Source organism: Microbacterium sp. cx-59, from assembly GCF_020805625.1.
In the GTDB taxonomy this organism is placed as follows: domain Bacteria; phylum Actinomycetota; class Actinomycetes; order Actinomycetales; family Microbacteriaceae; genus Microbacterium.
The window spans coordinates 328,166-351,093 of record NZ_JAJHGO010000004.1; the positions used below are offsets into that span (position 1 = coordinate 328,166).

Here is a 22,928-nt window from a genome sequence, read left to right on the forward strand (position 1 = left end):
GCTCCGGCGCTCCCGGGTTGGCTGGGAAGCACGCCGACGCGACCGCCGGGTCGGCGCCCGAGATGAGTTGTCATGCGAAAGCCCTTCACGATCGCGATGGTGACGGTCGCCGTCGTCGTCGCCCTCCCCGTCCTTCTTCTCACCACGACGACCGTGGTGAACCTCGTCGCGACGCAGTCCGAGCGCGCGTCGATCACCGCGTACGGCGAACGCGTGCCGGTCGACGGCAAAGAGATGAACGTGGTCGTCAGCGGCGACGGCCCGGAGACGATCGTGCTCCTCCCGGGTCTCGGCACCGCCGCGCCAGCACGGGACTTCCAGCCGCTCATCGCCGAACTCGACGACACGCACCGCGTGATCGCGGTCGAACCATTCGGCACGGGCCTGAGCGATCAGACCGACGTCCCCCGCACCGCGGAGAACATCGTGTCGGAGGTGCACGAGGCGGTCCACGCCCTCGGGGTCGACCGGTACGTGCTGATGGGCCACTCGATCGCGGGGATATACGCGCTGGCCTACAGCGCGGCGTACGCCGACGAACTGATCGCCTTCGTCGGCATCGACAGCAGCGTGCCTCAGCAGCCCGGCGGAGAAGAGCCGATCCCGACCGAGGGCATCGGGGCCCTCCGCGATCTCGGCATCCTTCGCGCCCTGTCCTGGCTGAGCGGCGAAGACCCGGCGCCCGGCGTGTTCGACGCCGCGACCGCCGAGCAGATGCAGCTGTTGAGCACGCAGAACGGGACCGCTCCGACGATGCTCGACGAAATGGCGCACGCCGCCACGAACTTCTCGGCGGTACGGGATGCGGTGTTCCCGCGAACGCTGCCGGTTCTGCTCTTCGTCGCCGACGATAACGGCGACGTCGAGGGGTGGCTCGACCTGCACCGCGGTCAGGCCGCATCCGTCGATCAGGGCCGCGTCGTCGTGCTCGACGGCGACCACTACCTGCACCACACCCAGTCTGCCGCCATCGCCCGGGAGACGGACGCGTTCCTGGCGACGGTCTCCGCTCCGGCACCTGCGGCGGAGTGACAATACGTCAGCGCCTGCTGTATAGTCACTGCATGCTGACCACTTCTTCGCGTCTGGATGTGATGAACCGTCTGGGGCGGGCGATGGCCGACCGCACGCGGTCCCGGATCCTCGTCCGCCTTCTGGACGGTCCCGGCCACCCCGCCGAACTCGCCCGCGACCTCGACCTCACCCGCACGAACGTGTCGAACCACCTCAGCTGCTTGCGCGGTTGCGGCATCGTCGTCGCGGTGCCGGAAGGACGGCAGACGCGGTACGAGATCGCCGACGCACACCTGACGCGAGCGCTGGAATCCCTGATCGACGTGGTTCTCGCGGTCGACAGCGACGAGACGTGCACGATCGACGGTTGCGAATGCGGCGCATGACGAGTCCCCTCCGGACGGCGGTCCTTCGACGCCGCATCCGCTGGATCGTGGCCGGCACGATCGCGTACAACGTCGTTGAAGCCGTCATCGCGCTCGCGGCGGGGACGGTCGCGTCATCGGCCGCCCTGATCGGGTTCGGCCTGGATTCGATCGTCGAGGTGCTCTCCGCGGCAGCCGTCGCGTGGCAGTTCGCGTCTCCTAACCCCGAGGCCCGCGAGAAGGTCGCGCTGCGTGTGATCGCCCTCTCGTTCTTCGGGCTCGCCGCGTACGTGAGTGTGGATGCGGTTATCTCACTGGTCGGCAACCGGGCACCCGAGCCCAGTCCCGTCGGGATCGTGCTGGCCGCGGTGAGCCTCGCCATCATGCCGTTCCTCAGCTGGGCCGAACGACGCGCCGGCCGCGAACTCGGGTCGGCGTCCGCGATCGCCGACTCGAAGCAGACCCTGATCTGCACCTACCTCTCGGCGGCACTTCTCGTCGGACTGCTCCTGAACAGCCTCTTCGGGTGGGCGTGGGCGGACTCGATCGCGGCACTCGTGATCGCGGTGTTCGCGGTCCGCGAGGGCATCGAAGCGTGGCGCGGCGACGCGTGCAAGGAGCCGATCAGCGTTCTGACCGGCGAGCGCGCCGCGCACGAGCACGAGCACTAGGGCACGTTGAGGCCTCGAAATGGTCTAGCGCGCAGGGGTAACGCGGCCACGAGTGACTTGCCAAAGACCCTCAGCGACGGTCCACGAACGTTCCCACCGTAGGCGCGTTTCAATCCGTTTGCCGTGGTCGATAATCGTCACGTCAGCGCCGAGAACCGTGCGACCACCAGCCTCGGAGGGCACTATCTCCCGCTCGATCTCCTCAATTCGTTCGAATCGGGTTGTCCCTGTGCGATGCGCATCCAGATCAGCGGCCTTGCTGATCTGGCTACCATCCGGGCCGATGAAAATCAGGTCGTCGGAGATCAAAAGGTCCAAGGCCGAAACGTCGCTGACGAGCATCGCCGCCTGAATCGCTGTCTCTACGTCATCAAGCGAACGACCAGACGCATCACGAGAAATCACTCGCCAACGCTACAAGATCGAGAATGAGACTCGAGGCGAGCCGGCAAGGCGATGCTCCCCGAACACACGAGTTCCAGACGCGTCACGTCTGATTCAGCCGAGATCGATTCGAAGGCTAATCGCCTCCGCGTCGAGCGGGTGCGACTGTGCCGCCGCCCAGCTGGCGAGCAGTCCGAGGCGCTCCGCGCTCGCCGATCCGGGTTCGGCGGTGTAGATCATGAGGATGCAGCCGGGGTCGGCGGTGATGACGAGTTCTTCGTACGCGAGCACGAGTTCGCCGACCACGGGATGATGGAAATGCTTCGTGCCCGATCCGTGCGTGCGCACATCGTGCGATCCCCACAACTGTCGGAACGTGTCGCTGCGCATCGCGAGCTCGCCGACGAGGTCGTGCAGTCCTTTGTCGTGCGGGTCGCGGCCTGCCTCGGTGCGCATGATCGCGACGCACATCTGCGCGAAGGCATCCCAATCCGGGTAGAAATCCCGCGAAGCGGGGTCGAGAAACTGGAATCGGGCGAGGTTCGGGGTCCGACCGCCGTCGCCGATCAGCGGCGAGTAGAACGCGCGTCCGAGCGCATTTGTGGCGAGCAGATCCTGCTGCGAGTTGCGGACGAACGCCACGCCGGTCGTGATCGTGCTGAGAACCCACTGCAGACTCGACCGCGGGGCGGCCGATCGCGCGGCACGTCGTCGCGGACGCCCCGACGCCGGAATGCCGTCGGCGGCGCGGGCCAGATCGAACAGGTGTGTGCGCTCGGTGTCATCGAGCTGCAGCGCAGCGGCGATCGCGTCGAGCACCGACGACGATGCCCCGCCGATCGCGCCGCGTTCGAGTTTGGCGTAGTACTCGACGCTGACGCCCGCGAGGACGGCGACCTCCGTTCGGCGGAGACCGGCGACGCGACGATTCGGTCCGGCCGGCAGCCCCACCTGCTCCGGTGAGACCTTGGCGCGACGGGACATGAGGAACTCGCGTACCTCGGAGTTGTTGTCCATGCCGTCGACAGTACGGCGAGCGTGCCCGTGATGGGGTGCTCTCCGGGTACATCCCCTGACGGGGTCTCCCCCGCGCGGAGCGGCACGCGTTGACTGGATCGCACCATGACAGCGACCACGACCTCCTCTCCACCGTCCGGCTCGACCCGAGTCCCCCGCCGACTCCCCTGGGCGACACTCGTGGGCCTCGCGTGCATCGGCTTCGTGCTCGTCGCGATGGAGACGATGCCGGCGGGCCTGCTGCCCCAGATCGCCGCCGGTCTCGGCACCGGGGAAGGCATCATCGGTCTCTTCGTCAGCGCGTACGCCCTCGGGACGGTCATCGTCTCGATCCCGGCAATCACTCTGACACGCGGCGTCGCACGCAAACCGCTCCTGCTCGGAACGCTGATCGGTCTGATCGTCGCGAACACCGTCACGGCGATCTCGAGCGACATCGTCCTCTCCCTCGCGTCCCGGTTCGTCGCGGGCGCGTTCTCCGGGGTCATCTGGGGCATGCTCGCGGCATACGGGAGGAAGATCAGCCCGCCGTCTCGCGCCGGCCTCTCACTGGCCATCGTCTCCGTGGGCGCGCCGCTCGGATTCGCTCTGGGCACGCCGCTGGGCTCCTGGATCGGGATGACGTTCGACTGGCGCTGGGCGTTCGCCGGTCTGACGGCGGTCGCGGTCGCCGCGGGCGGTGTGATCGCCGTGATCGCGCCACCCGCCCCGGGCCAAGCCTCACGATCTCGACTCCCCCTCGGGCGGGTGATCCGCATCCCCGGTATCGCCGTGATCCTGGCGGTCATCTTCACGTGGATGCTCGCGCACAACACCATCTACACGTACATCTCGCCCTATCTGCGGGCGGCGAGCACCGCGCTCACCCCCGACGTCGAGTTGCTCGTCTTCGGGTTGTCTTCCGTCGTCGGCATCGTCATCGTCGGGGCGTTGTTGGATCACCATCCGCGCCCGCTGCTGCACGGCAGCCTCGTGCTGTTCATCATCGCGGCGGTCGCGCTGCTGGTCGGCCATGCGTGGACTCCCGCCGTCATCGTCGCGACGGTGCTGTGGGGCATGACGTTCGGTGGCGCCTCCGCGCAGCTGCAGGGCGCACTGACCACGGCGGGAGGAGACGATTCGGATGTCGCGAACTCGTTCCTGCCGGTCGCTTTCAACCTCGCGATCTTCACGGCCGGAATCCTGGGCGCGGTTCTGCTGGGCCCGTTCGACGGTCTCGTGCTCACGGTCGTGATGATCGTCTTCGGGACCATCGCGCTCGCGCTGACCTTCTACGGACGGCGTCACGCCTTCCCCGCGCGGCTCTGAGCGCGGCGGTCATCGCCGGGTTCCGCGCGCGAAGATCGAGAATGTTAGGGTCGCCTTACTACGCTTTCGTAGCTGAGCCATCCCCCTCTCAGAAAGACGATCCGTCATGCCCTCACGCGCCCGCCGCCGCTCCCGCGCGCTTCTCGCCGCCTCGGCCTGCGCTCTGCTCCTGCTCTCCGGATGCGCCTCCGCATCGCCCTCGGAAGAAGGTGCGGCATCCGAGTCCTCCGGCACCCACGACGTCGAGCACGCTCGCGGCACGACGGCCGTACCCGACGATCCGCAGCGCGTCGTCGTCCTCGAGCCGCTCGAACTCGATACGGCGGTCGCCGTCGGCATCGTGCCCGTCGGCGCGGCCGTCGCGAGCAACGTCGCGGGAACCCCGGCGTACCTCGATGTCGACGGAGTGGAGGCGGTGGGGACCGTGCCCGAGCCCGACCTCGAGGCGATCGCGGCGTTGCAGCCCGACCTCATTCTCGGCACCGAGGCCCGGCACTCCGAGCTCTACGACCAGCTCTCGTCCATCGCCCCGACGGTGTTCATCGCGACGCAGGCAGACCCCTGGCGCGACAACGCCGAGCTCATCGGCGAGGCCCTCAACCGGCAGGACGAGGTCTCCGACCTGCTGTCGGCAGTCGACGAGCGCTGCGCATCGCTGGCCGACGAATACATGGTCGACGGCCAGACGGCCCAGCTCATCCGGCCCCGCGATGAAACGACCCTCAGCCTCTACGGGCCGGTGTCGTTCGCAGGAAGCCTTCTCGAGTGCGTCGGGTTCACCATCCCCGAGCAGGACTGGGCAGACGGGCTGCAGGCCGATATCTCGCCCGAGAACGTGCTCTCCGCCCGCGCCGACCACGTGTTCATCACCGCGACCGACGTGGATGACGATGCGGAGATCCCTGCCGCCATCGCTCAGAACGCGGATGCCTTCCCCTCGGTGACGTTGGTCGACACGAGCTACTGGGTGTCGGGCGTCGGCCCGAAGGGCGCTCAGGCCGTGCTGGATGACATCGAGGCGTTCCTCGCCGCACGTCGGTGACAGCCACCCGCGCCGACGGCCGAGCGCGCGTCACCGACGGCCGAGCGCGCGTCACGCAGGGCAGAGTGCGCGCGGTCGGGGGGACGTGGATCCTCCTGGCCGTGCTCTCGCTCACCGTCGCGCTCTCGCTCGCGATCGGCGCCAATCCGCTGTCGCTGGATGCGGTGTGGAGAACGCTGCGGGGTGAGGGCAGTCCGGAGACCGACTACGTCGTGTTCGATCTGCGCGTCCCGCGCACGCTGGCGGGTCTGGTCGCCGGCTCCGCCCTCGGGGTCGCCGGCGCCCTCATCCAGGCATTCACACGCAACCCGCTCGCCGACCCCGGCATCCTCGGCGTGAATGCGGGGGCCGCACTCGCGGTCGCTCTCGGCGTGAGCTTCCTGGGGCTCCGGGATGTGTCGCAGTTCGTGTGGCTCGCGTTCCTCGGCGCGCTCATCGTGACCGTCGCGGTCTATCTCATCGGATCGTCCGGGCGGGGCTCGGCCGATCCCCTGCGGTTGACGCTCGCCGGTGTCGCGCTCGGCGCCGTCCTCTCGGGCATCACGACGGGACTGGCGCTCAGCGACCCGGATGCGTTCGATTCGATGCGTAGCTGGAACGCCGGATCCCTTCTCGGACGCGGGTTCGACGTCATCGTCCCGGTGGTTCCGTTCGTCGTCGCGGGATTGGTTCTCGCGATGGTTCTCGCACCGGGGTTGAACGCCGTCGGGCTCGGCGAGGACGTCGCCCGGGCGCAGGGGGCGAACATCGTCGGCATCCGGATCGGTGTCATCGTCGCGGTCACGCTCCTCGCGGGCGCCGCCACTGCGCTCGCCGGCCCGATCTCGTTCCTCGGGCTCATGGTGCCGCACGTGATCCGGTGGACGTTCGGAGTCGATCAGCGACTGATCCTGCCGCTGTCCGCCGTGCTGGCACCCGTCGTCCTGCTGCTCGCCGACGTGCTCGGCCGCATCATCATCGCTCCGGCCGAGGTGCCGGTGGGGATCGTGGCGGCGTTCGTCGGCGCGCCGGTGCTGATCCTCCTCGCCCGCCGTCGCCGCGTGAGTGCGCTATGACCGCGCCCGCCGCATCCGGAGTCGGTTACCGACGCGTGCTGCTGCGCATTGGTCCGCTGCGGATGCCGGTGCGCGCGCGCAGCATCGTCGTCGGGCTCGCAGCCGTCGCGGGGCTGTGCGTGCTCGGCGTTCTCGCGCTCGGGCTCGGCACCTATCCGCTCACGCCGCCGGAGGTGATCCGCGCGCTCACCGGCGGAGGCGGGGCGATGGACCGGACGGTCGTGCTCGACTGGCGGCTGCCGCGGGCTCTCGCCGCGATCACCGTCGGCATCCTCCTCGGCATCGCGGGGGCGCTCTTCCAGACCGTGACCCGCAATCCGCTCGCGAGCCCCGACGTCCTGGGTCTCTCCAACGGCGCCTTCACGGGGATGCTGCTCGCGCTGGTGTTCGTCTCGAGCAGCGGGAGCGCCCTCATCGCGGGGTCGCTGCTCGGGGGCTTCGTGACCGCGGCGCTCATCTGGCTGCTCTCCGCGCGGGGCGGGATGCAGGGCTTCCGTCTCATCGTCGTCGGCATCGGTGTCTCTGCGATGCTCGCGTCGCTGAACACGTGGATGCTGCTGCAAATCGAGCTCGAGACCGCAATGTTCGCGTCCGCCTGGGGAACGGGGTCGCTGAACGGCGTCACCGCGGGTCCGCTTCTCGGCGCGCTCCTGTGCGCTCTTCCGTTCGTCGTGGCCGCGATCATGCTCGTGCCTCGTCTTCGGCAGCTCGAACTCGGCGACGACATGGCCGCGTCGACGGGTGTGCGGCCGTCGGCGATCCGCGCCGCGTCGCTGCTCATCGGCGTCGTCCTCGTCGCTGCGGCGACGACGGTCGCCGGTCCGGTCGCGTTCGTCGCGCTCGCGGCCCCGCAGGTCGCACGGCTCGTCGCTCGCACGCCGCATCTCTCGCTCGTACTGTCGGGCCTGTTCGGCGGGGTGCTGCTGCTCGGCGCAGACCTCATCGCGCAGCACGTGCTGCCCACCGCTCTGCCCGTCGGCGTCGTCACCGTGTCGGTCGGCGGCGCCTACCTCGTCCTTATGATCATCTGGGAGATCCGCCGCCGTGCCTGAATCCTTCACCGCACCGACCTCGCGCCTGTCGGCCGAGGCGATCAGCCTGTCGTACGACCGCACCGAGATCGTGCACGACCTGTCGGTGTCGGTGCCGCCGGGCGGCTTCACGGTCATCATCGGGCCGAACGCGTGCGGAAAGTCGACGCTCCTGCGCGGTCTCTCGCGGTTGCTCGCCCCGTCGAGCGGTCGCGTCGTTCTCGACGGTCAGGCGATCGGTTCGTATCCGGCCAAAGAGGTCGCCCGCCGGCTCGGTCTGCTTCCGCAGAGCGCGTCGGCGCCGGACGGCATCGCGGTCGCCGACCTCGTCGCCCGCGGCCGCTACCCGCACCAGAACCTGGTGCAGCAGTGGTCGGAGGCCGACGAGCGCGCCGTGACAGAAGCGTTGGCGGCGACCGGCACGTCCGACCTCGCATCGCGGCCCGTCGATGCGCTCTCCGGCGGGCAACGGCAACGCGTGTGGGTGGCGATGGTGCTCGCGCAGGAGACGGACCTGCTGCTGCTCGACGAACCGACCACGTTCCTCGACGTCGCCCACCAGGTCGAACTCATGGAACTGTTCGCCGCGCTGAACGCGGAGGGGCGCACGCTGGTCGCCGTGCTGCACGACCTCAACCACGCGGCCCGGTACGCGACACACATCATCGCCATGCGCGACGGTCGCATCGTCGCCGAGGGGCCGCCGGAAGAGGTCATCACGAGCGAGCGCGTGCACGAGGTGTTCGGACTGGCGAACGTGGTGATCCGCGACCCCGTCACGGGCGGCCCGCTCGTGGTGCCGCTGCGGGGGTCGGCGCCGGCCCGGTTCCGCTCGTGACGGCGGGCGAGACGGCATCCGCGCCGGCGGATCGCCCCTGGGCTTACAGCGCGTTCCCGGTCGAGGTGCGTGCGCGCGTGATGCTCAGCCCGCGCTTCGTGCGGGTGACGCTGGCGGGCGAGAGCCTCCGTCATTTCGCCGCCTGGGGGCGGGATCAGCGCATCAAGCTCGTGCTGCCGCTGCCCGGTGGCCGCTTCGCCGATTTCGGTCTGCTCGACGAGCCGACTCCGCATCCGTCCGACTGGTACGCCCGGTGGCGGGCTCTGCCGGAAGACGAGCGGAACGTGCTGCGGACGTACACGCCGGCCGCGATCCGGCCCGACGAGGGCGAGATCGATGTGGATTTCTTCCTGCACGAGCCGGCGGGGCCTGCATCCGCGTGGGCTGCGGCGGCCGTTCCGGGTGATCGCGTCGTCATCAACGGCCCGGACTCGCGGATGGGATGGACCGGATACGGCCTGCACTGGCAGCCCGGCGACGCCCGTCGGTTTCTGCTGGTCGCCGACGAGACGGCCTTCCCCGCGGTGCGCGGCATCCTGGATTCGTTGCCGGTGGATGCGGATGCAGACGTGGTCCTCGAGTGCGCGGATCCCGCCGACGATGTGGTGTCGGCCGGCGTCCCCGCGCCCGTGCGGGTGCGGCTCCTGCACCACGGATCACCGTCGGTGGACGCGGCCGTGCGGAAATGGGGTCTCGAGCACGGTGCGGCCACCCGCGAAGACGACGGCTTCTACGCCTGGATCGCCGGGGAGGCGGGGGCGACGACGGCCGTCCGACGGTACCTGGTCAGCGAGGTCGGCATCGCGAAGGAGCGCGTGTCGTTCCTCGGCTACTGGAAGCGCGGCGGCCCGCTCATCAGGTAGGCACACGGGCGCAGCTCCGCAACGGCGGCGCCTACCGAGGCGACGGCCTTTTTGAGAACGTTCGGTGCAATAATCGTTCTCGTGGGCGATGCGGGCGGAGGAAACCATGTCTCGACACAAAGAGTTCAACCCGGCCGATGCGCTGGAACAGGCGATGTTGGTGTTCTGGGACCTCGGGTTCGACGGATCATCGACAGCCGAGCTGAGCACCCGCATGGGGATCGGCAAGCGCAGTATGTACGACACGTTTGGCGACAAACGCCAGCTCTACGTCGCGGCATTGCGCCGTTACATCGACTCCACTGACGCCGCGCGCGATCACGCCGTGTCCGTCGCTACCTCCCTGAATGAGGCGCTGAGCGCGCTGCTGGCACCGCCGCCCGGCAACGACGCTCACCCGCGAGGCTGCTTTGCGACCGCCGCCGCAGCCGCGACGCCGGCGGATGATGCGGAGATTGGCGCGATTCTCGACGGACATATGGCACGAGGACGGGCACGGATCGCGGCTCAGATCTGCCGATTCACCGCAACGCCGAAATCACGAGCGGTGGAGATTGCGCACTTTGCGCAAGACGCAGCCACGGGGCTTCGAGTTCGGGCTCGCGCCGGCCTCACTCAACCCGGCGACGTGACACGCCTGGTCACTGTCGTGAACACGCTCGCGACTGCCGCCTGACCCGAACAGCGCAGCGCGCGCCTTCCCTGAAGCGCTCAGTCGAAAGGATTCTGCATGCCCCTTGCACCGCGGCCCGAACTCACCGAGGAGCGGGTCTCCGAGACTCGGTCGCACTTCGTCGTCGGGCCGCTCGAGCCTGGCTTCGGTTACACGATCGGCAACGCGCTGCGCCGAACCTTGCTCTCCTCGATCCCGGGCGCGGCCGTCACCAGCATTCACGTCGTCGGGGTACTCCACGAGTTCAGCACCATCCCCGGCGTACGCGAGGACGTCACCGAGATCGTGATGAACATCAAGCAACTCGTCGTTTCCAGTGAGCATGACGAGCCGGTTCGGGCGTACCTGCGCAAGACCGGCTTCGGCCCGATGACCGCCGCGGACATCTCGTCTCCCGCGGGCATCGTCGTGCACAATCCCGAACTGGTCATCGCAACCCTCAACGACACCGCGACGTTCGAAATGGAGATGACCATCGAGCGCGGCCGCGGGTACGTCTCGGCATCACAGAACAGAAACGATTTTGCCGAGGCCGGCCAGATTCCCATCGACTCGATCTACTCGCCGGTACAGAAAGTCGCGTACCGCGTGGAGGCGATTCGTGCGGGCGATCGAACGGACTTCGACAGACTCATCCTGAATGTCGAGTCCAAGGCGTCCATCTCTCCGCGCGACGCCCTGGCCTCGGCCGGCCGAACCCTCACCGAGCTGTTCGGCTTGGTGCACGATCTCAACGGCGAGGCTGACGGCGTCAGCCTCGGTCCGACGCCCGATCTGACGGTCATGACCGAGCCCTCCGTACTGATCGAAGAGCTCGATCTCACCGTCCGATCATTCAATTGCCTCAAACGAGACGGCATCCACACGGTCGCGGAACTGGTCACTCGGTCTGAGGAGCAGCTCATGAGGATCCGCAACTTCGGCCAGAGATCCGTCGATGAGGTGAAAGACAAGCTCGCGAATCTCGGGCTGTCACTCAGGGAAGCCGTTCCCGCGTTCCAGAAGGCGCGTTTCTAAGCAGTACGCCGCGCCTCCGGTCAAAGACCCCATCCCCCACGCAACGAACAGCATCGAAAGAGCGGAACCCTCCGGTGAACACCGAACCCCTTGCCTCACCTAAGAGCGCGCCCGCCCAGGACCCACGGCGGTTGAGCTACTCAACCCTGGGAATCGCGCTGGGCCTCGCGGGCCTGGGCAGCGTCTGGGCAGGCGCAGGAGAACTCTTCGGCGTGTCGCCGGCCATAGCCGAGGTACTGTTCGCGGCATCGGCAGCCTGGTGGATTGCCGTACTGATGGCACGACTGCCGGTGACACGGCAGCGACTGCGGGATCTGCGCGCGGACGTTCGCCATCCGACGACCGGTCCATTCCCGGCATACGTTCCGGTCGTCGGACTGCTGCTCACGAGCCACTACGCGACGTACCTCGCACCCGAGCCGGTCCAGGTACTGACCTTGCTCTGGGTGGCCGTACTCGGCGCCATGTCCGCGCAGATGCTCTCGTTCTGGTTGAGCGGCGCGCTGCAGTTGAGCCAGATCCACCCTGGCTACGCGCTGCCTGTGATCGCGGGCCCGTACATCGCAGCGATCGCCCTGAACATCGCCGGATACCCCGCGCTGGCCATCGGCACGATCGGCGTCGGGACATTCTGCTGGGCCACGATCGGCACGCTCATCATCGTCCGACTCGTCGCGTCTGCACCCTTGCCTTCTCCCATGCTTCCCACGTTGGCGGTGCTCGTCACACCGCCGATCACGGCGGGACTCGCCTGGTTCGCAGTCCGCGATGGTGAAATCGACGTGGTGCAGTTACTGCTCTCCGGAATCACTTTTCTCATGGTGTTGACTCAGGTCTTCATGATTCCGAGGTATGCGTCTGCCTCGTTCAGCCTGGCGTTCTGGGCGTTCACATTTCCTGCCGCCGCGCTGGCGGGCTATCTGCTCCGGTGGGCAGCTGTCGTCCCCGGAACGACGACGACTCTCGTGGCGGGCATTGCCGTCGCCCTGGCCACGCTCGCCGTTCTGACGGTGGCGATCATGTCTGTCGACTCAGCGAGGCGCGCCCGCCGCCGCCGCTGAAGCGGCGGGCGCCGTATGGTCACGGCATCAGAGAGAGAACATTCCGGATTCCTTGGATCAAGATCGCGTCGGAAAGGTCGGGGTCGCTGACCGCACGCGCAATCTGGAGCGTGCCCGACATCGCTCCCAAGATAGCCAGAGCGGCCGCTCGGCCATCTTGGTCCTCGTCGCCGATGTTGGCGGCAAGCGGTCCGAGGCTATCGAGCACTCCGCGCGTGTAGGCACTTCGCGTTTCGCCGGCACTGCGGCCGATCTCCGCAACGAGAGTCGCGGTGGGGCATCCATGCGCGGGGTCGTCCCTGTGCCCGGGCGACAGGTACTCGCGAACAATGCGCTCGAACGCCGAAGAGTCGTCGGTGACGCTCGAGAAGCGGTCTTTCTCGGCGCGAAGCTGGTCGACGACCGCGGCAGTCACGAGGTCTTCCTTCGAGGCGAAGTGCACATAGAACGCACCGTTCGTCAGCCCCGCATCGGCCATCAGCGTCGACACGCCGGACGCGACGATCCCGTCGGTCTTGAACCGCTCCCCCGCTTTGCCGACGATCCGAGCGCGAGTGGACTCCTTCTGACTGCTTCCATACCGCATGACAGCCTCCTGAGCGTTGACATTACGAACATCAGGCTATCGCTTGGCGAGGTTGCGCTGTCGCCCCGTTAACCATAACCTTACGATCATCATCTAAAGATTGAGGTCTCCGTGGTTCTCTCCAGCAAACGTGTCGCGCTCGTCACAGGAGCATCGTCTGGTATCGGTAAGTCAGCGGCGTCCGCTCTGGTCGACGCCGGATTCGTCGTCGTCGGCACCAGCCGCCGCGCGACGGACGCCGCACCCGCATCCGGCGTCGACCTGATCGAACTCGATGTCACCAGCGACGCGTCCGTCGAGACAGCCGTGGATGACGTCATCACCCGGCACGGCCGCATCGACGTGCTGGTCAACAACGCCGGCTTCGGTTCGGTGGGAGCCGCCGAAGAAACCTCCATCGCGCAGGCCCAGATGGTTTTCGACGTCAACGTATTCGGCGTCATGCGGATGGTGAAAGCCGTACTGCCCCACATGCGAGCACGCGGCACGGGCCACATCATCAACGTCTCGTCGGTCCAAGGATTCATGCCCGCACCCTTCATGGCCGTCTACGGCGCATCCAAGCACGCCATCGAGGGTTACTCGCAGTCACTGGACCATGAGGTCCGGCAATACGGAATCCGTTCGATCCTCGTGGAGCCCGCGTACACGAAGACCGCTTTCGAGGCCAGCAGCACGCGTCCGGAGGCACTGCTTCCCGCGTACACGGAACAGCGCGAAACGTTTGCGCGCGTGATGGCCAAAGCGATTGAAGCGGGTGACGATCCCGCTGTCGTCGCCGAAGTCATCGTGAAGGCTGCGATCAACCCGACACCCAAGCTTCGCTACACCGCCGGCCGTCTCGCCGGCAGCGCCAGCATCCTGACTCGCTTCGCCCCTGTCGGCACGTTCGACAAGCAGATCCGGAAGATGAATCAACTCCCCCGCTGAGGCCCCCGCCGGAGCACTCTCACGGAACGATGATGATCTTTCCTCGAAATCCTCCGGTCTCCAGCTGATGGTGGGCGCGAAACGCCTCGGAGAGCGGGATGACACTGTGCACGCGCGCTGGGTATGCACCGCTGGTCACGCCCGCGAGAAGCTCACCCAGCACTCTGCTATCCGCATGAGCACCCACGGCGGAGACCGAGATCTCACGCTCTGCCTCAGGCACGGCAGAGGGTGCCACACCGATGTAGATCCCGGCGTCTTCCACCGAAGCGAGAGCGGTCTCTCCGATCATCGCCGCATCTAGGACCGCTGCGTAGGTCGGCGATCCGGGGAGCGAGGTGATCAGAGTCGCGCCGGTGGATTCGACGAAGACGCGATCCGACTCTCTCGCCAGACCGGTCACCGCGAAGCCTCGTTCTGCAGCCAGGACCAGAGCGAAGCCTCCGACCGAGCCTGCGGCCCCCGTGATCAGCAACGACCGACCGCGCGCAGCGCCAGCGAGATCGAGCGCCTGACTCGCGGTCAAGGCGCTCAACGGTACAGTTGCCGCGTCGATCGCGCTGAGCTCACGGGGGCGTACCGCCACCGCGTTCTCTGGAAGCACGACCGCGTCGGCGTACGTTCCCAGATCCCGATCGACCATGCCCGTCATACCCGCAACGAGCGACCCCACAGACACCCGCGTCACTCCCGGACCGACCGCTTCGATGACTCCGGAGACATCCCAGCCCAGCCCAACGGGCGACTTCGTCGCCTACCCCAGGGAGTGATAGAAACCCTCGCGAGTCTGCGCATCGACGGGGTTGACTCCCGCAGCTTCCACGCGCACGAGCACCTCCCCTGGACCCGGCGACGGGGTGGCGACCTCGACGATCCTGATCGAATTCGGACCGCCGGGAACCGTGACAACAGCTGCACGCATGGTGACGAAGCCTTTCCTCTGTGTGGAGTGCTCGCCGGCTCATGCGCCGACGATTCCTCAAGTGTGCGCCGCGCGCTATCCTTCAGGAAGTACGTACCCGAAAGTGCGTAGCTATCTAGGAGGAATACTCGTCATGACCACACGCACCGCAGCCGTTCAAAAGAGCGCGGCGAAAGAGGCATACGACGTCTTCCTATCGAGCTGCCCGAGCAGACAACTCTTCTCGACGCTGACAGACAAGTGGCTTCTCCTCGTTCTGAATGCGTTGTCGGGGGGCGCCAAGAGGTACTCCGAACTCAACAGATTGATGGCGGGCGTCAGCCCCAAGATGCTCACGCAAACCCTTCGGAGCATGGAACGAGACGGCCTGGTCACTCGCTCCGTCGAGCCCACCGTCCCGGTCACGGTCGCATATCAAGCGACCGATCTCGGGTGTTCTCTTTTCTCGGTGGCCACACAGTTCAAAGCATGGGCGGAGACCAACTTCGACTCCGTGAGTGCAGCGCGCGAACTCTACGATTCGACCGGGGACAGCAAGAGGAGAGACTCCGGCTCTCCCGCCGTGCTCTCGTCCTGAGCGAAGGGCCCACCCTCGACATCGAAGCTGGCGCTCATCTTGGTACCGCCCGGGGCGCGCGCCAAGAAGGGAGCCGACGCCGATCGCCGACTCCCCGCCCGTCCGTGAGGGCTCAGACGATGGCCGCGCGCAGCTCCGCCGCGGCGGCGCCGACGTCGGGAGCGCCGTAGATCGCGCCGCCCGCGACGGCCACCTGTGCGCCCGATTCCTGCACCGAGGCGATCGTCGTCGCGTTGATTCCGCCGGCCACGGAGAACGGGACGCCTGATGCGGCGCCGTCGCTCAGCAGCGTCGCGAAGGTGAAGCCTTCTTCGGCCTGCTCGTCGAGCCCCGCGTGCATCTCGACGAACTCGACGCCGAGCGCGACGACCTCCTTGGCGCGCGCGGGCTTGTCAGCGACGCCGATGAGGTCGACGACGACGCCCTTGCCGTGCTTCTTGGCCGCTTTCACGGCGCCCACGATGGTACTGTCGCCGGCGGCTCCCAGCACGGTGACGAGGTCGGCTCCGGCGGCGAACGCGATGTCGGCTTCGAGCTCGCCGGCATCCATGGTCTTCAGGTCGGCGAAGACGATCTTGTCGGGGTGCGCGGACTTGATCGCGGTGATGGCCGACAAGCCCGCGCTCTTGATGAGCGGCGTTCCGAGCTCGAGGATGTCGACGTGCGGCGCGGCGGCGGCAGCGAGTTCGAGAGCGGCCTCGGTCGTGAGGGTGTCCATGGCGAATTGCAGCTTCATTGTGTTCCTTTTCGTATCGCGGAAGGGAGGTCGAGAGAGGGGGCTCGGCGGCTATTCGATGTTCGCGTGGCGTGGCCAGAGCTCGTCGGCGGTCTGTCCGCTGCGCTGCCAGAGCGCGTGGAAGAGCGCATCGCCGAGGATCATGACCGTCTGTTCGAAGAGCGAGCCGGCGTACTGGGCGGATGCGGTGCCCGAGCGGTCGAGCTTGTCGGCGGCCGGCACGATGATGGTCGCGGCGGCGAGGCCGGCGAGCGGCGAGTGCGGCGCCGTGGTGATGGCGGCGACGCGGGCACCGGCGTCGATCGCGGTGGATGCAGCGCGCACGATGCCGCCGGTCGTGCCGGAGCCACTGGCGACGAGGAGGAGGTCGTTCTTGCCGATGGCGGGCGCGGTCACTTCGCCGACGACGTGAGCGTCGAGTCCGAGGTGCATCAGACGCATGGCGGTCATCCGCAGGGCGAGGCCCGATCGGCCGGCACCGAAGACGAAGACCCGCGGCGCGGCGGAGATGAGGTCGGCCGTGCGCGCCAGTGCGAGCGGGTCCCGGTGCACGAGCTCGTCGATGACCGCATCCAGTTCGTTTCGGATGCGGGTGAGCGAGTACCCGACGCCGGCTTCCAGTACGTCCATGCGTCCATCGTCGAACGTTCCGTGGCCGCGGTCGCCCACCCGACAGACCAGTCTTTCCTACCCGAACGGGTCAGCTATCCGTTCGGGTAGGTGGCGCGTACGGTGGAGGGATGGATGAACAGGAGGCGCTCCGCTCGGCGACCGCTCGACGCGAGCAGGTCGAGCAGGCGCGCGCGGTGACCGATCATGCCGACGAGCACGCCGTGACCCTCGAGTCGATGCTCGCGATTCTGCGCTCCGACCGCCTCGATGACCGCGCCGCGCGCACGATGGCGATCGATGTGGCGGCGAGCGCGTTGGTCGGTCTTCGGATGGTGACGGACCAGCAGCGCAGCAGCGTGCTCGAGCCGGTCGTCGGTGCTTTTGCGCGACTTCGCAATGATCTGCGGCCCCTCGTGCGTTTCGGGGATCTCGACGTGCAGTTCGTCGAGCCGCCCGTCACGGGGCGCGCTCTTCCCGGCGAGGTGGCGCACGCGGCCCGCGCGATCGTGCGGAACGCGGTGCTCGCGTTCGTCGATGCGGGCGAGTCGCGCCGGGTGCGCATCCAGTGGGATTGCGACGGCCTGAACTTGTTGATCGGCATCCGCGACGACGGAAAGGGCGAGCTCACCGCGCACGACGATTCGCTGCGTCCGATCGCCGAGCGAGTCTCCGCGCTCGATGGCGAACTGGCGGTCTCGTCGACGACCGGATGGGGCTCATCGCTCGAGATCCGGTTGCCGCTCGATCCGCCGGCCGATCCCGAGCCGCTCGTGGGCGCGGTGTCTCTGTCTGCCCGCGAACGCGAGGTGCTTCGCCTCGTCGCGTCGGGAGCGCGCAATCGTGACATCGCGAAGCACCTCGGCATCAGCGACAACACCGTGAAGTTCCACGTCTCGAACCTGCTCCGGAAGGCCGGCGCCCGCACCCGCGCCGAGCTCGCCGGCCTCGCTCTCGCCCGGTAGGGGTCCCCTTTCCGGCGAGACGCTTCACGCCATATCAACGGCCCTGCTGCGTCGGCGGCAAGTCGCCAAGGAAGACCAGGATGATGAACAGGCACCCGACTATGACAAACAGAGCCCCGCCGAATCGGTTCATGTGTGCCTGGATGCGCCTGGAACGATCCGTCCGACCCTTCCGCCGCACGCCTGAGCGTTCGGTCATAGTCTCCACATCCCGCGGACGGATGCCCCGGGCGTTTTGCCGACGCTCACGTATCACGCACCGGGCGCGGTCTCGTCATTCGATTCGAGGCTCGCGAGCCGACGATGACGGTGCCATCCCCAACTCAGGATGCTCTGCAGCGCCAAGTAGCCGCCGACAACGAACGTCCAGACGCTGATGTCCGAGCCCGACATGCTCGCCAATAGGCCGACGGCGATCAGAACGAGCGCGGCGACGGCCAGGACGGCGTGAAAGATCTCGAGTCCACGTCCGTTCGATCTGCGTGGGTCACGCATCTGGCCTCCCGCGAGCTCGCAGCTGAAGCGCGCTCGCCACGGCTGCGCAGGCGGAACCGATCGGAGTAAACCAGTTTCCGAGGCCGGCGAAGACGATCATGCTGACGGTCACCAAGGTGACTGCGGACGTGACGAGCAGCAGAACCCACCACAAGGTGCGTCGCCCCGACGGCTCCCCCTCCCTCATTCCGACACCAGGATCGGCCGGTACCGCTGGGCGGTCACTCCCGAGGGGAACTCGCGGCGATCAATCACTTCAAGGGAAATACGTTCGCGCAGTCCGGACAGCAACGTCGGTCCGCGTCCCGCGAGGACCGGATGCACGAGGAACTCGTACTCGTCTATGAGGCCAAGGTCTGCCAGGGCGAGCGGCAGGGTGACGCCACCCACCGCCAGGATCCCGTTCGATCCTCGCGTGATGCGCCGGATCTCCGCGGGCAAGTCGCCGGCGAGCAGTTCCGCGTTCCAGTCGACGGCGTCGAGCGTGCCGGAAACGACGTACTTCTTCGCCCGATCGATGCTCTCGGCGAAGGGAATGTCCCATGCGGTCATCCAGTCAGGCCACGGTCCGGATGCGGGTCTCCGCCACGCGGACTCCATCATCTCGTAGGTGAGGCGGCCGTAGATCAGGGCATCAGCCTCCGCGACCCGCGCCGTCCAGTACGCCATCGACTCCTCGTCGGGAGGTAGTCCCGCCTCGTGGTGGCAGCATCCGTCGAGCGTGACGTTGATCGAGTAGCGCAGCAGTCCCATGTCGGTGCCCTCCCGGCGTCAGCGCCCGGCGTGACGGCGAGCGTGCGGCCAGGCTAGTCCCGGAGCGGGACATCGGGACAGGGCGGTGATCGCCGCTCGGAGCTCGACGAGGCGTCGTTGGCTCGGATGTCAGCGGCGCAACTGTTCCCAGATCACGGTGGCGACGAGACCGACTCCGAGCCCGGCCGGCACTCCGATGGCTGCGCCGATGCCCGGATTTCCCGCCGCCGCTCCAATCAGGAGTCCGGCGGTGGCGCCGATGGGGATGCCGCGCATGAGCGGCAGCGACGCCATCCCGCGGCGTGGTTTACGCCGTGTCTTCACGGTGCGAGCGTATCGATTGACGGGCGGGCGTCGCCGTGAACCCCACTCTCTTCGAGCCGACGGTACACCCCTCACCGTGTCCGAGGATCAGCTCTCGGTGGCGCGCGTTGCGGAGACGGACAACAGACACCTCATGCGGAATGTCAGTTCTACGAGAAGCGCATAGCGAAACGGGGGTCGTCGCGCAGCAGCTCGAACCCTGCACTCCCACCCTGCAATTCCGCATACTTCTGGCTACCGGAGATGTCGTCCTCGGCCCGCCGTTTGATCGTCGTGTCCTCGGATTTGGTGACGACGGCGAAGCACCAGCCCGTATGCACACGTCGAAGAATCTCGAGCATCGACGGGCCGTCACGTCCATCGCCTTGTACATAAGCCGCAGTAAGTTGTGCGACGGTGTTCTGGAGCGGACGGACGTGCTCGAAGACGATGCTGCCACTCAGAGGCTTTCCGAGTTCCAGCGAGAAGAGGAGATCTCGGGCGCTCATCGACCACGGGATCCCGTCGGCGTAGCGGCGCGGACGCTTCTGACTGCTTCCGGGGAGGCGCGGGACCTGCCAGTCACGCACGAGGTGATCCTTGATACGACGGTTGACATTGATGTAAGCGCTCTGACGCATCCACAAAGCGAAGTAGTCGGAGAAGTCCTGAGCATCGCGCTCGTCGTTGTCGGTGCGCAGAAGTTGTTCCGCATCGCTGTCGTCCCAGGACCGGTGAGCGCTCATGGGATGACGATATCGACGCCGAGACTCCCCAGCGAGGGCCTTCCCAGGGCGAACGAGATAGGGCCCGCCAGGGCGGACCCATTCTCGTCTCTATCGGGGTTGTCTACCTCTGTTCCAATAATTCCGCCACCCCGGTTACGCCAGCCCAGATCCGCGAGATTCTAGGCGCTACCGGGGATTATGTACGCAGCGCCCAGCCAAGAGTGAAACGGTCATGGAATCGCCTGAGCAACGAAGTTCGTACAACGGTGGCGGAACGGTACGCGGCTGGCGAAACAACTACCGCACTTGCACAGGAGTATGGCGTTGCGAAGTCGACCATCATTGGCATCCTGCGCGACAGGAACGTGGTGATGCGCCGACAGCCGCTGACGGCCGAGCAGGTGAGTGAAGCTGCGCGACTCTACGAATCAGGACTGTCGCTATCCCAGGTCGCCAAACAGCTGAAGGTAAATCAGGAGACGATGCGGGTGGCTATAGTCGAGGCGGGCACATGCTTGAGGTCGCCGACCGGTAGGTAGTTAGATGAGGCCGTTCGCGTCTTTGATGGCTTTGACGATCTTCGAAAATTTGGTCTGAGAGGTCAGTCGTCCCGGTGTCAGTGGGCATGCCCTTCGCGACTACTTTTCGTGCGACGGTCACGTTGTTCGGCTTTACGGTTTCACCTTTGAACACCTGACCGAGCGGTGACTCGTACTGGTCCGATAGCAGGGACCATCTGAGTTCAACCGAGCAACTAGAGCAACTGCCCCTAGCAGGCAAACAGTCCGATCGCGGCGTTTGCGGATCGCTTGACCGCGAACGCACGAGCGGCTCGATGCAGCTCCTGTCGTGTGGGCGGGTCGGCTCCAGCTCTCTGCACGGTGATCGCCGCAGCGGCCGCTGCGTGGCAACCGAACGTGTAGAGGGCGTCTTCGTTGAGCGCTTCGAGGAGCGCGGGAGCTCGGAGCACTGCGTCGATGAGTCCCGCTGAGAACGTGTCTCCTGCGCCGACTGTGTCCTGGACCTTCACGGCTGGTGATGGGACCTGAACGCGAGCGGTGCTCGACACGAGTAGCGCGCCGCTGGCACCGGCCGTGAGGGCGATCATCCGGGCGCCGCATTCCAGGAGTTGATCCGCGACCGCGTCCAGCGGCCACTCTGGGTACAGCCATGAGGCGTCTTCATCGCTGAGCTTGACGATGTCCGACATCGCTGCGATCGACTCGACTTGGCCGATCGCGGCCAGTCGGTCACCACTCAGAGCAGGCCGAATGTTCGGATCGAACGAGACGATCGCGTCGTGTGCGACTTGCTCGACGATGCGATGAACAGTCTCTGCTCCGGGGGGAAGGAACGCGGCGACCGATCCGACGTGCACCACGCCCGCGGTGATCGGGTCTCCTGGCCACTCGACGGCCCAGGTGATGTCGAAATCGTAGGTCGCCGCGCCATCCTGGTGAATGGTCGCGCAGGCGGTGGACGTGCGTTCCAGAGTCCAGGATCGCGGATCGACGACAACGCCGGAGTCGCTGAGGTGCTTCTCGATCCTTGCGCCGTGAGTGTCGCGGCCGACCGCCGTCAGCAATCGCACGGAGTGGCCGAGCCTGCCGAGCGCGAGGGCGACATTGGCTGGGGAGCCGCCCACGTGCTCTACCGGTTGGGTACCCTCCCCATGTTTAACGATATCGATGAGTGCCTCGCCGATGACCAGGACTCCGTGGCGTTGACGCGCGGCCGGCGGGGCTTGTTTATCGGGAGAGTGCATGGCCAGAAGTTTTAGAGTCGGCGCTACGCACGGTCAGCCCGAGGCCCTGCGGGCTAATCGCGCTGCCGAACAGACCCCTGGCGCTTGAGACCTCCAGCACGGGACCGTCGACGATGATCCGGACCTCACCGGAGTAGGGGACCTTCCACTCCCTGTCGTCGATCGCGATCGTCAATTCGTCGTTCTCGCGTCCCATGGAGACGACGAGCTGACCCCCTGACTCGATAGACAGCCCTGCATCATCGGGGCTCCATGACATTTCAGCGGCGAGCCCGGAGAAATCGCCGGCGGGAGCTCCGGTTCGGTAATTTTCGAGGTCGGGATGGGGGCTCGCGACCAAAGTGTCGCCGTCGAGGGTGAGAAGGTACGGGACGCTATGCGCGCTCGCCCAGCCCGCTGATTTGTCAGCGACGCCGCGCATCCAGAAGCTCAAGCACGGTCGTCCGTCGGCGTCGCGGAACAATGACGGCGCGTAATAGCTGTCTCCATAGGTAAGGCGTCCCCAGTGAGTGGCGGTGAACGTGCCGTTCGTGTAAGTCCCGACGGCGTAGCCGGCGTAGTACAGCACATCGTCGTCCCAGACGGATGAGACCATGACTGAACGTCCGTCGATGTCGAAGATTTGCGGGCATTCCCAGAGCGCACCCATCCAGACGTCTTCGGTCTCGGACGTCGAGCGTGACAATGCGACGCCCTCGTACTCCCACGCCTCCAGATTGTCGGAACGGTAACTCAACGCCATTGCTGTGCCGTCGGCGGCTCCAGCGCCGACGAACATTCGCCATCCATCGGGGTCCTCACGGAGGAACGGATCGCGGTAGGCGATCAGGTTCAGGTCGGATGGCGCCACGGCGACGACGGCGCCCTTGCTCCAGGAGATCCAGTCATCGTCATCCGGGGTGGCGACGCGGATGCGTCCGATCCCAAAGTCGGGTTCCGACGTCGAAGTGTAGAAGATCCGGGTGAGCCCGTCGTCGGCCGTGACCAGCGATCCCGTCCAGATCCCGCCATCCCCCTCGCCTGGTGCGATCGCGATGGGCAACTCGCGGAGGGAAAGCAGGTCGGCCCCGCGTGCGTGACCCCAATGACAGTTCGGTGCCCAGTCCGTGCGTTCCGGAACGTATTGGAAGAACGCGTGGTATTCGCCATCCCGGTAAGTGATGCCGTGCGGGTCGTTGATCCACCCGGATGCCGCGGTGAAATGAAACTCAGGTCGCATG

At 66.8% G+C, this 22,928-nt stretch carries 27 protein-coding genes and 1 pseudogene; 15 read left to right on the plus strand and 13 right to left on the minus strand.

All coding sequences use genetic code 11. The annotated features are described in order from the left end of the window. Positions 1–72: 72 nt before the first annotated feature. Genes LMI96_RS05015 through LMI96_RS05025 form a run of 3 tightly spaced genes read left to right on the plus strand, consistent with a single transcriptional unit; the run spans position 73 to position 2,050 of the window. Entirely contained in the window at positions 73–1,032 is a 960-nt protein-coding gene (locus tag LMI96_RS05015; RefSeq protein WP_228360685.1) for an alpha/beta fold hydrolase, read from the plus strand. Positions 1,033–1,064: 32 nt separating this feature from the next. Further along, on the plus strand, positions 1,065–1,400 hold the full coding sequence (locus tag LMI96_RS05020) for a helix-turn-helix transcriptional regulator (RefSeq protein ID WP_228360686.1): 336 nt from the start codon (positions 1,065–1,067) through the stop codon (positions 1,398–1,400). Then, positions 1,388–2,050 (plus strand): cation transporter, encoded by a 663-nt coding sequence (locus LMI96_RS05025; RefSeq protein WP_374197908.1) that lies wholly within the window; start codon positions 1,388–1,390, stop codon positions 2,048–2,050. The genes LMI96_RS05020 and LMI96_RS05025 overlap by 13 nt, the downstream gene beginning before the upstream one ends. 24 nt (positions 2,051–2,074) lie before the next feature. Here LMI96_RS05025 and LMI96_RS05030 read toward each other — a convergent pair whose 3' ends face one another. Next, a complete protein-coding gene (locus LMI96_RS05030) occupies positions 2,075–2,455 on the minus strand; it encodes a nuclear transport factor 2 family protein (RefSeq protein WP_228360688.1) in 381 nt (126 codons plus the stop codon). A 93-nt stretch (positions 2,456–2,548) separates the two neighbouring features. Further along, on the minus strand, positions 2,549–3,451 hold the full coding sequence (locus LMI96_RS05035; protein WP_228360689.1) for a helix-turn-helix transcriptional regulator: 903 nt from the start codon (positions 3,449–3,451) through the stop codon (positions 2,549–2,551). Positions 3,452–3,556: 105 nt separating this feature from the next. Between LMI96_RS05035 and LMI96_RS05040 the strand changes: the two genes are divergently transcribed. The 9 genes from LMI96_RS05040 to LMI96_RS05080 all read left to right on the plus strand — a co-directional run bounded on the left by LMI96_RS05040 (position 3,557) and on the right by LMI96_RS05080 (position 12,339). Beyond that, positions 3,557–4,759 carry an MFS transporter gene (locus LMI96_RS05040; protein ID WP_228360690.1) on the plus strand — a complete coding sequence of 401 codons (1,203 nt, stop codon included), beginning with the start codon at positions 3,557–3,559 and terminating at the stop codon, positions 4,757–4,759. Between the two features lie 106 nt (positions 4,760–4,865). Beyond that, positions 4,866–5,801: an iron-siderophore ABC transporter substrate-binding protein gene (locus LMI96_RS05045; protein WP_228360691.1), complete on the plus strand. Its 936-nt coding sequence runs from the start codon at positions 4,866–4,868 to the stop codon at positions 5,799–5,801. Then, positions 5,798–6,856: an iron chelate uptake ABC transporter family permease subunit gene (locus LMI96_RS05050; RefSeq protein WP_228360692.1), complete on the plus strand. Its 1,059-nt coding sequence runs from the start codon at positions 5,798–5,800 to the stop codon at positions 6,854–6,856. The genes LMI96_RS05045 and LMI96_RS05050 overlap by 4 nt, the downstream gene beginning before the upstream one ends. Beyond that, positions 6,853–7,908, plus strand: coding sequence for an iron chelate uptake ABC transporter family permease subunit (locus LMI96_RS05055; protein ID WP_228360693.1), 1,056 nt, complete (start codon positions 6,853–6,855; stop codon positions 7,906–7,908). The genes LMI96_RS05050 and LMI96_RS05055 overlap by 4 nt, the downstream gene beginning before the upstream one ends. Further along, positions 7,901–8,725: an ABC transporter ATP-binding protein gene (locus LMI96_RS05060; RefSeq protein ID WP_228360694.1), complete on the plus strand. Its 825-nt coding sequence runs from the start codon at positions 7,901–7,903 to the stop codon at positions 8,723–8,725. The genes LMI96_RS05055 and LMI96_RS05060 overlap by 8 nt, the downstream gene beginning before the upstream one ends. Further along, entirely contained in the window at positions 8,722–9,588 is an 867-nt protein-coding gene (locus tag LMI96_RS05065) for a siderophore-interacting protein (protein ID WP_228360695.1), read from the plus strand. Before LMI96_RS05060 ends, LMI96_RS05065 begins: the two co-directional genes overlap by 4 nt. Before the next feature lie 106 nt (positions 9,589–9,694). Continuing rightward, positions 9,695–10,264, plus strand: a complete 570-nt coding sequence (locus LMI96_RS05070; protein ID WP_228360696.1) for a TetR/AcrR family transcriptional regulator — start codon at positions 9,695–9,697, stop codon at positions 10,262–10,264. A gap of 54 nt (positions 10,265–10,318) precedes the next feature. Further along, complete coding sequence (locus LMI96_RS05075; protein ID WP_228360697.1) at positions 10,319–11,278, plus strand: DNA-directed RNA polymerase subunit alpha; 960 nt, start codon at positions 10,319–10,321, stop codon at positions 11,276–11,278. 131 nt (positions 11,279–11,409) lie between these two features. Further along, complete coding sequence (locus LMI96_RS05080; protein WP_228360698.1) at positions 11,410–12,339, plus strand: hypothetical protein; 930 nt, start codon at positions 11,410–11,412, stop codon at positions 12,337–12,339. A 19-nt stretch (positions 12,340–12,358) separates the two neighbouring features. Here LMI96_RS05080 and LMI96_RS05085 read toward each other — a convergent pair whose 3' ends face one another. Further along, the gene (locus LMI96_RS05085) at positions 12,359–12,925 is read right to left on the minus strand and encodes a TetR/AcrR family transcriptional regulator (protein ID WP_223721521.1); all 567 of its coding nucleotides are present in this window, start codon (positions 12,923–12,925) and stop codon (positions 12,359–12,361) included. Between the two features lie 111 nt (positions 12,926–13,036). Here LMI96_RS05085 and LMI96_RS05090 point away from each other — a divergent pair, with 111 nt between their 5' ends. After that, positions 13,037–13,855: an oxidoreductase gene (locus tag LMI96_RS05090; RefSeq protein ID WP_228360699.1), complete on the plus strand. Its 819-nt coding sequence runs from the start codon at positions 13,037–13,039 to the stop codon at positions 13,853–13,855. Positions 13,856–13,874: 19 nt separating this feature from the next. Here the strand turns inward: LMI96_RS05090 and LMI96_RS05095 are convergent, their stop codons facing one another. Together LMI96_RS05095 and LMI96_RS16390 are read right to left on the minus strand one after the other, a co-directional pair. Next, positions 13,875–14,459 carry a zinc-binding dehydrogenase gene (locus tag LMI96_RS05095; RefSeq protein WP_374197909.1) on the minus strand — a complete coding sequence of 195 codons (585 nt, stop codon included), beginning with the start codon at positions 14,457–14,459 and terminating at the stop codon, positions 13,875–13,877. Then, positions 14,448–14,591, minus strand: a pseudogene (locus tag LMI96_RS16390) (alcohol dehydrogenase catalytic domain-containing protein); the annotation flags it as partial. The gene LMI96_RS05095 and the pseudogene LMI96_RS16390, both read right to left, overlap by 12 nt. A gap of 319 nt (positions 14,592–14,910) precedes the next feature. Between LMI96_RS16390 and LMI96_RS05100 the strand changes: the two are divergent. Continuing rightward, complete coding sequence (locus LMI96_RS05100; RefSeq protein WP_228360701.1) at positions 14,911–15,354, plus strand: helix-turn-helix domain-containing protein; 444 nt, start codon at positions 14,911–14,913, stop codon at positions 15,352–15,354. A 112-nt stretch (positions 15,355–15,466) separates the two neighbouring features. Here LMI96_RS05100 and hxlA read toward each other — a convergent pair whose 3' ends face one another. Both hxlA and hxlB read right to left on the minus strand, forming a co-directional pair. Next, positions 15,467–16,090: a 3-hexulose-6-phosphate synthase gene (hxlA, locus tag LMI96_RS05105; protein WP_223721525.1), complete on the minus strand. Its 624-nt coding sequence runs from the start codon at positions 16,088–16,090 to the stop codon at positions 15,467–15,469. A 51-nt stretch (positions 16,091–16,141) separates the two neighbouring features. After that, positions 16,142–16,720 (minus strand): 6-phospho-3-hexuloisomerase, encoded by a 579-nt coding sequence (gene hxlB / locus LMI96_RS05110; RefSeq protein WP_228360702.1) that lies wholly within the window; start codon positions 16,718–16,720, stop codon positions 16,142–16,144. Positions 16,721–16,830: 110 nt separating this feature from the next. Between hxlB and LMI96_RS05115 the strand changes: the two genes are divergently transcribed. After that, positions 16,831–17,664 carry a LuxR C-terminal-related transcriptional regulator gene (locus LMI96_RS05115; protein WP_228360703.1) on the plus strand — a complete coding sequence of 278 codons (834 nt, stop codon included), beginning with the start codon at positions 16,831–16,833 and terminating at the stop codon, positions 17,662–17,664. Positions 17,665–17,916: 252 nt separating this feature from the next. Here LMI96_RS05115 and LMI96_RS05120 read toward each other — a convergent pair whose 3' ends face one another. From LMI96_RS05120 to LMI96_RS05145, 6 genes are all read right to left on the minus strand, one after another. Beyond that, entirely contained in the window at positions 17,917–18,159 is a 243-nt protein-coding gene (locus LMI96_RS05120) for a hypothetical protein (RefSeq protein WP_223721528.1), read from the minus strand. A gap of 183 nt (positions 18,160–18,342) precedes the next feature. After that, complete coding sequence (locus LMI96_RS05125) at positions 18,343–18,912, minus strand: dihydrofolate reductase family protein (RefSeq protein ID WP_228360704.1); 570 nt, start codon at positions 18,910–18,912, stop codon at positions 18,343–18,345. A gap of 129 nt (positions 18,913–19,041) precedes the next feature. Beyond that, positions 19,042–19,236, minus strand: coding sequence for a hypothetical protein (locus LMI96_RS05130; protein WP_223721530.1), 195 nt, complete (start codon positions 19,234–19,236; stop codon positions 19,042–19,044). A gap of 149 nt (positions 19,237–19,385) precedes the next feature. Continuing rightward, positions 19,386–19,961, minus strand: a complete 576-nt coding sequence (locus tag LMI96_RS05135; RefSeq protein WP_223721531.1) for a hypothetical protein — start codon at positions 19,959–19,961, stop codon at positions 19,386–19,388. Between the two features lie 751 nt (positions 19,962–20,712). Then, positions 20,713–21,708, minus strand: coding sequence for a carbohydrate kinase (locus LMI96_RS05140; protein WP_228360705.1), 996 nt, complete (start codon positions 21,706–21,708; stop codon positions 20,713–20,715). Further along, positions 21,692–22,927: a glycoside hydrolase family 32 protein gene (locus LMI96_RS05145; protein ID WP_228360800.1), complete on the minus strand. Its 1,236-nt coding sequence runs from the start codon at positions 22,925–22,927 to the stop codon at positions 21,692–21,694. Before LMI96_RS05145 ends, LMI96_RS05140 begins: the two co-directional genes overlap by 17 nt. Position 22,928 lies beyond the last annotated feature (1 nt).

Bases quoted from the DNA above. Each gene is read 5' to 3' on its own strand.
- LMI96_RS05075 (WP_228360697.1), top strand. From the start codon at position 10,319: ATGCCCCTTGCACCGCGGCCCGAACTCACCGAGGAGCGGGTCTCCGAG.
- LMI96_RS05145 (WP_228360800.1), bottom strand. From the start codon at position 22,927: ATGCGACCTGAGTTTCATTTCACCGCGGCATCCGGGTGGATCAACGAC.
- LMI96_RS05035 (WP_228360689.1), bottom strand. From the start codon at position 3,451: ATGGACAACAACTCCGAGGTACGCGAGTTCCTCATGTCCCGTCGCGCC.
- LMI96_RS05015 (WP_228360685.1), top strand. From the start codon at position 73: ATGCGAAAGCCCTTCACGATCGCGATGGTGACGGTCGCCGTCGTCGTC.
- LMI96_RS05020 (WP_228360686.1), top strand. From the start codon at position 1,065: ATGCTGACCACTTCTTCGCGTCTGGATGTGATGAACCGTCTGGGGCGG.
- LMI96_RS05085 (WP_223721521.1), bottom strand. From the start codon at position 12,925: ATGCGGTATGGAAGCAGTCAGAAGGAGTCCACTCGCGCTCGGATCGTC.
- LMI96_RS05070 (WP_228360696.1), top strand. From the start codon at position 9,695: ATGTCTCGACACAAAGAGTTCAACCCGGCCGATGCGCTGGAACAGGCG.
- LMI96_RS05100 (WP_228360701.1), top strand. From the start codon at position 14,911: ATGACCACACGCACCGCAGCCGTTCAAAAGAGCGCGGCGAAAGAGGCA.
- LMI96_RS05120 (WP_223721528.1), bottom strand. From the start codon at position 18,159: ATGCGTGACCCACGCAGATCGAACGGACGTGGACTCGAGATCTTTCAC.
- LMI96_RS05125 (WP_228360704.1), bottom strand. From the start codon at position 18,912: ATGGGACTGCTGCGCTACTCGATCAACGTCACGCTCGACGGATGCTGC.
- LMI96_RS05055 (WP_228360693.1), top strand. From the start codon at position 6,853: ATGACCGCGCCCGCCGCATCCGGAGTCGGTTACCGACGCGTGCTGCTG.
- hxlB (WP_228360702.1), bottom strand. From the start codon at position 16,720: ATGGACGTACTGGAAGCCGGCGTCGGGTACTCGCTCACCCGCATCCGA.
- LMI96_RS05140 (WP_228360705.1), bottom strand. From the start codon at position 21,708: ATGCACTCTCCCGATAAACAAGCCCCGCCGGCCGCGCGTCAACGCCAC.
- LMI96_RS05045 (WP_228360691.1), top strand. From the start codon at position 4,866: ATGCCCTCACGCGCCCGCCGCCGCTCCCGCGCGCTTCTCGCCGCCTCG.
- LMI96_RS05135 (WP_223721531.1), bottom strand. From the start codon at position 19,961: ATGAGCGCTCACCGGTCCTGGGACGACAGCGATGCGGAACAACTTCTG.
- LMI96_RS05115 (WP_228360703.1), top strand. From the start codon at position 16,831: ATGGATGAACAGGAGGCGCTCCGCTCGGCGACCGCTCGACGCGAGCAG.
- hxlA (WP_223721525.1), bottom strand. From the start codon at position 16,090: ATGAAGCTGCAATTCGCCATGGACACCCTCACGACCGAGGCCGCTCTC.
- LMI96_RS05040 (WP_228360690.1), top strand. From the start codon at position 3,557: ATGACAGCGACCACGACCTCCTCTCCACCGTCCGGCTCGACCCGAGTC.
- LMI96_RS05025 (WP_374197908.1), top strand. From the start codon at position 1,388: ATGCGGCGCATGACGAGTCCCCTCCGGACGGCGGTCCTTCGACGCCGC.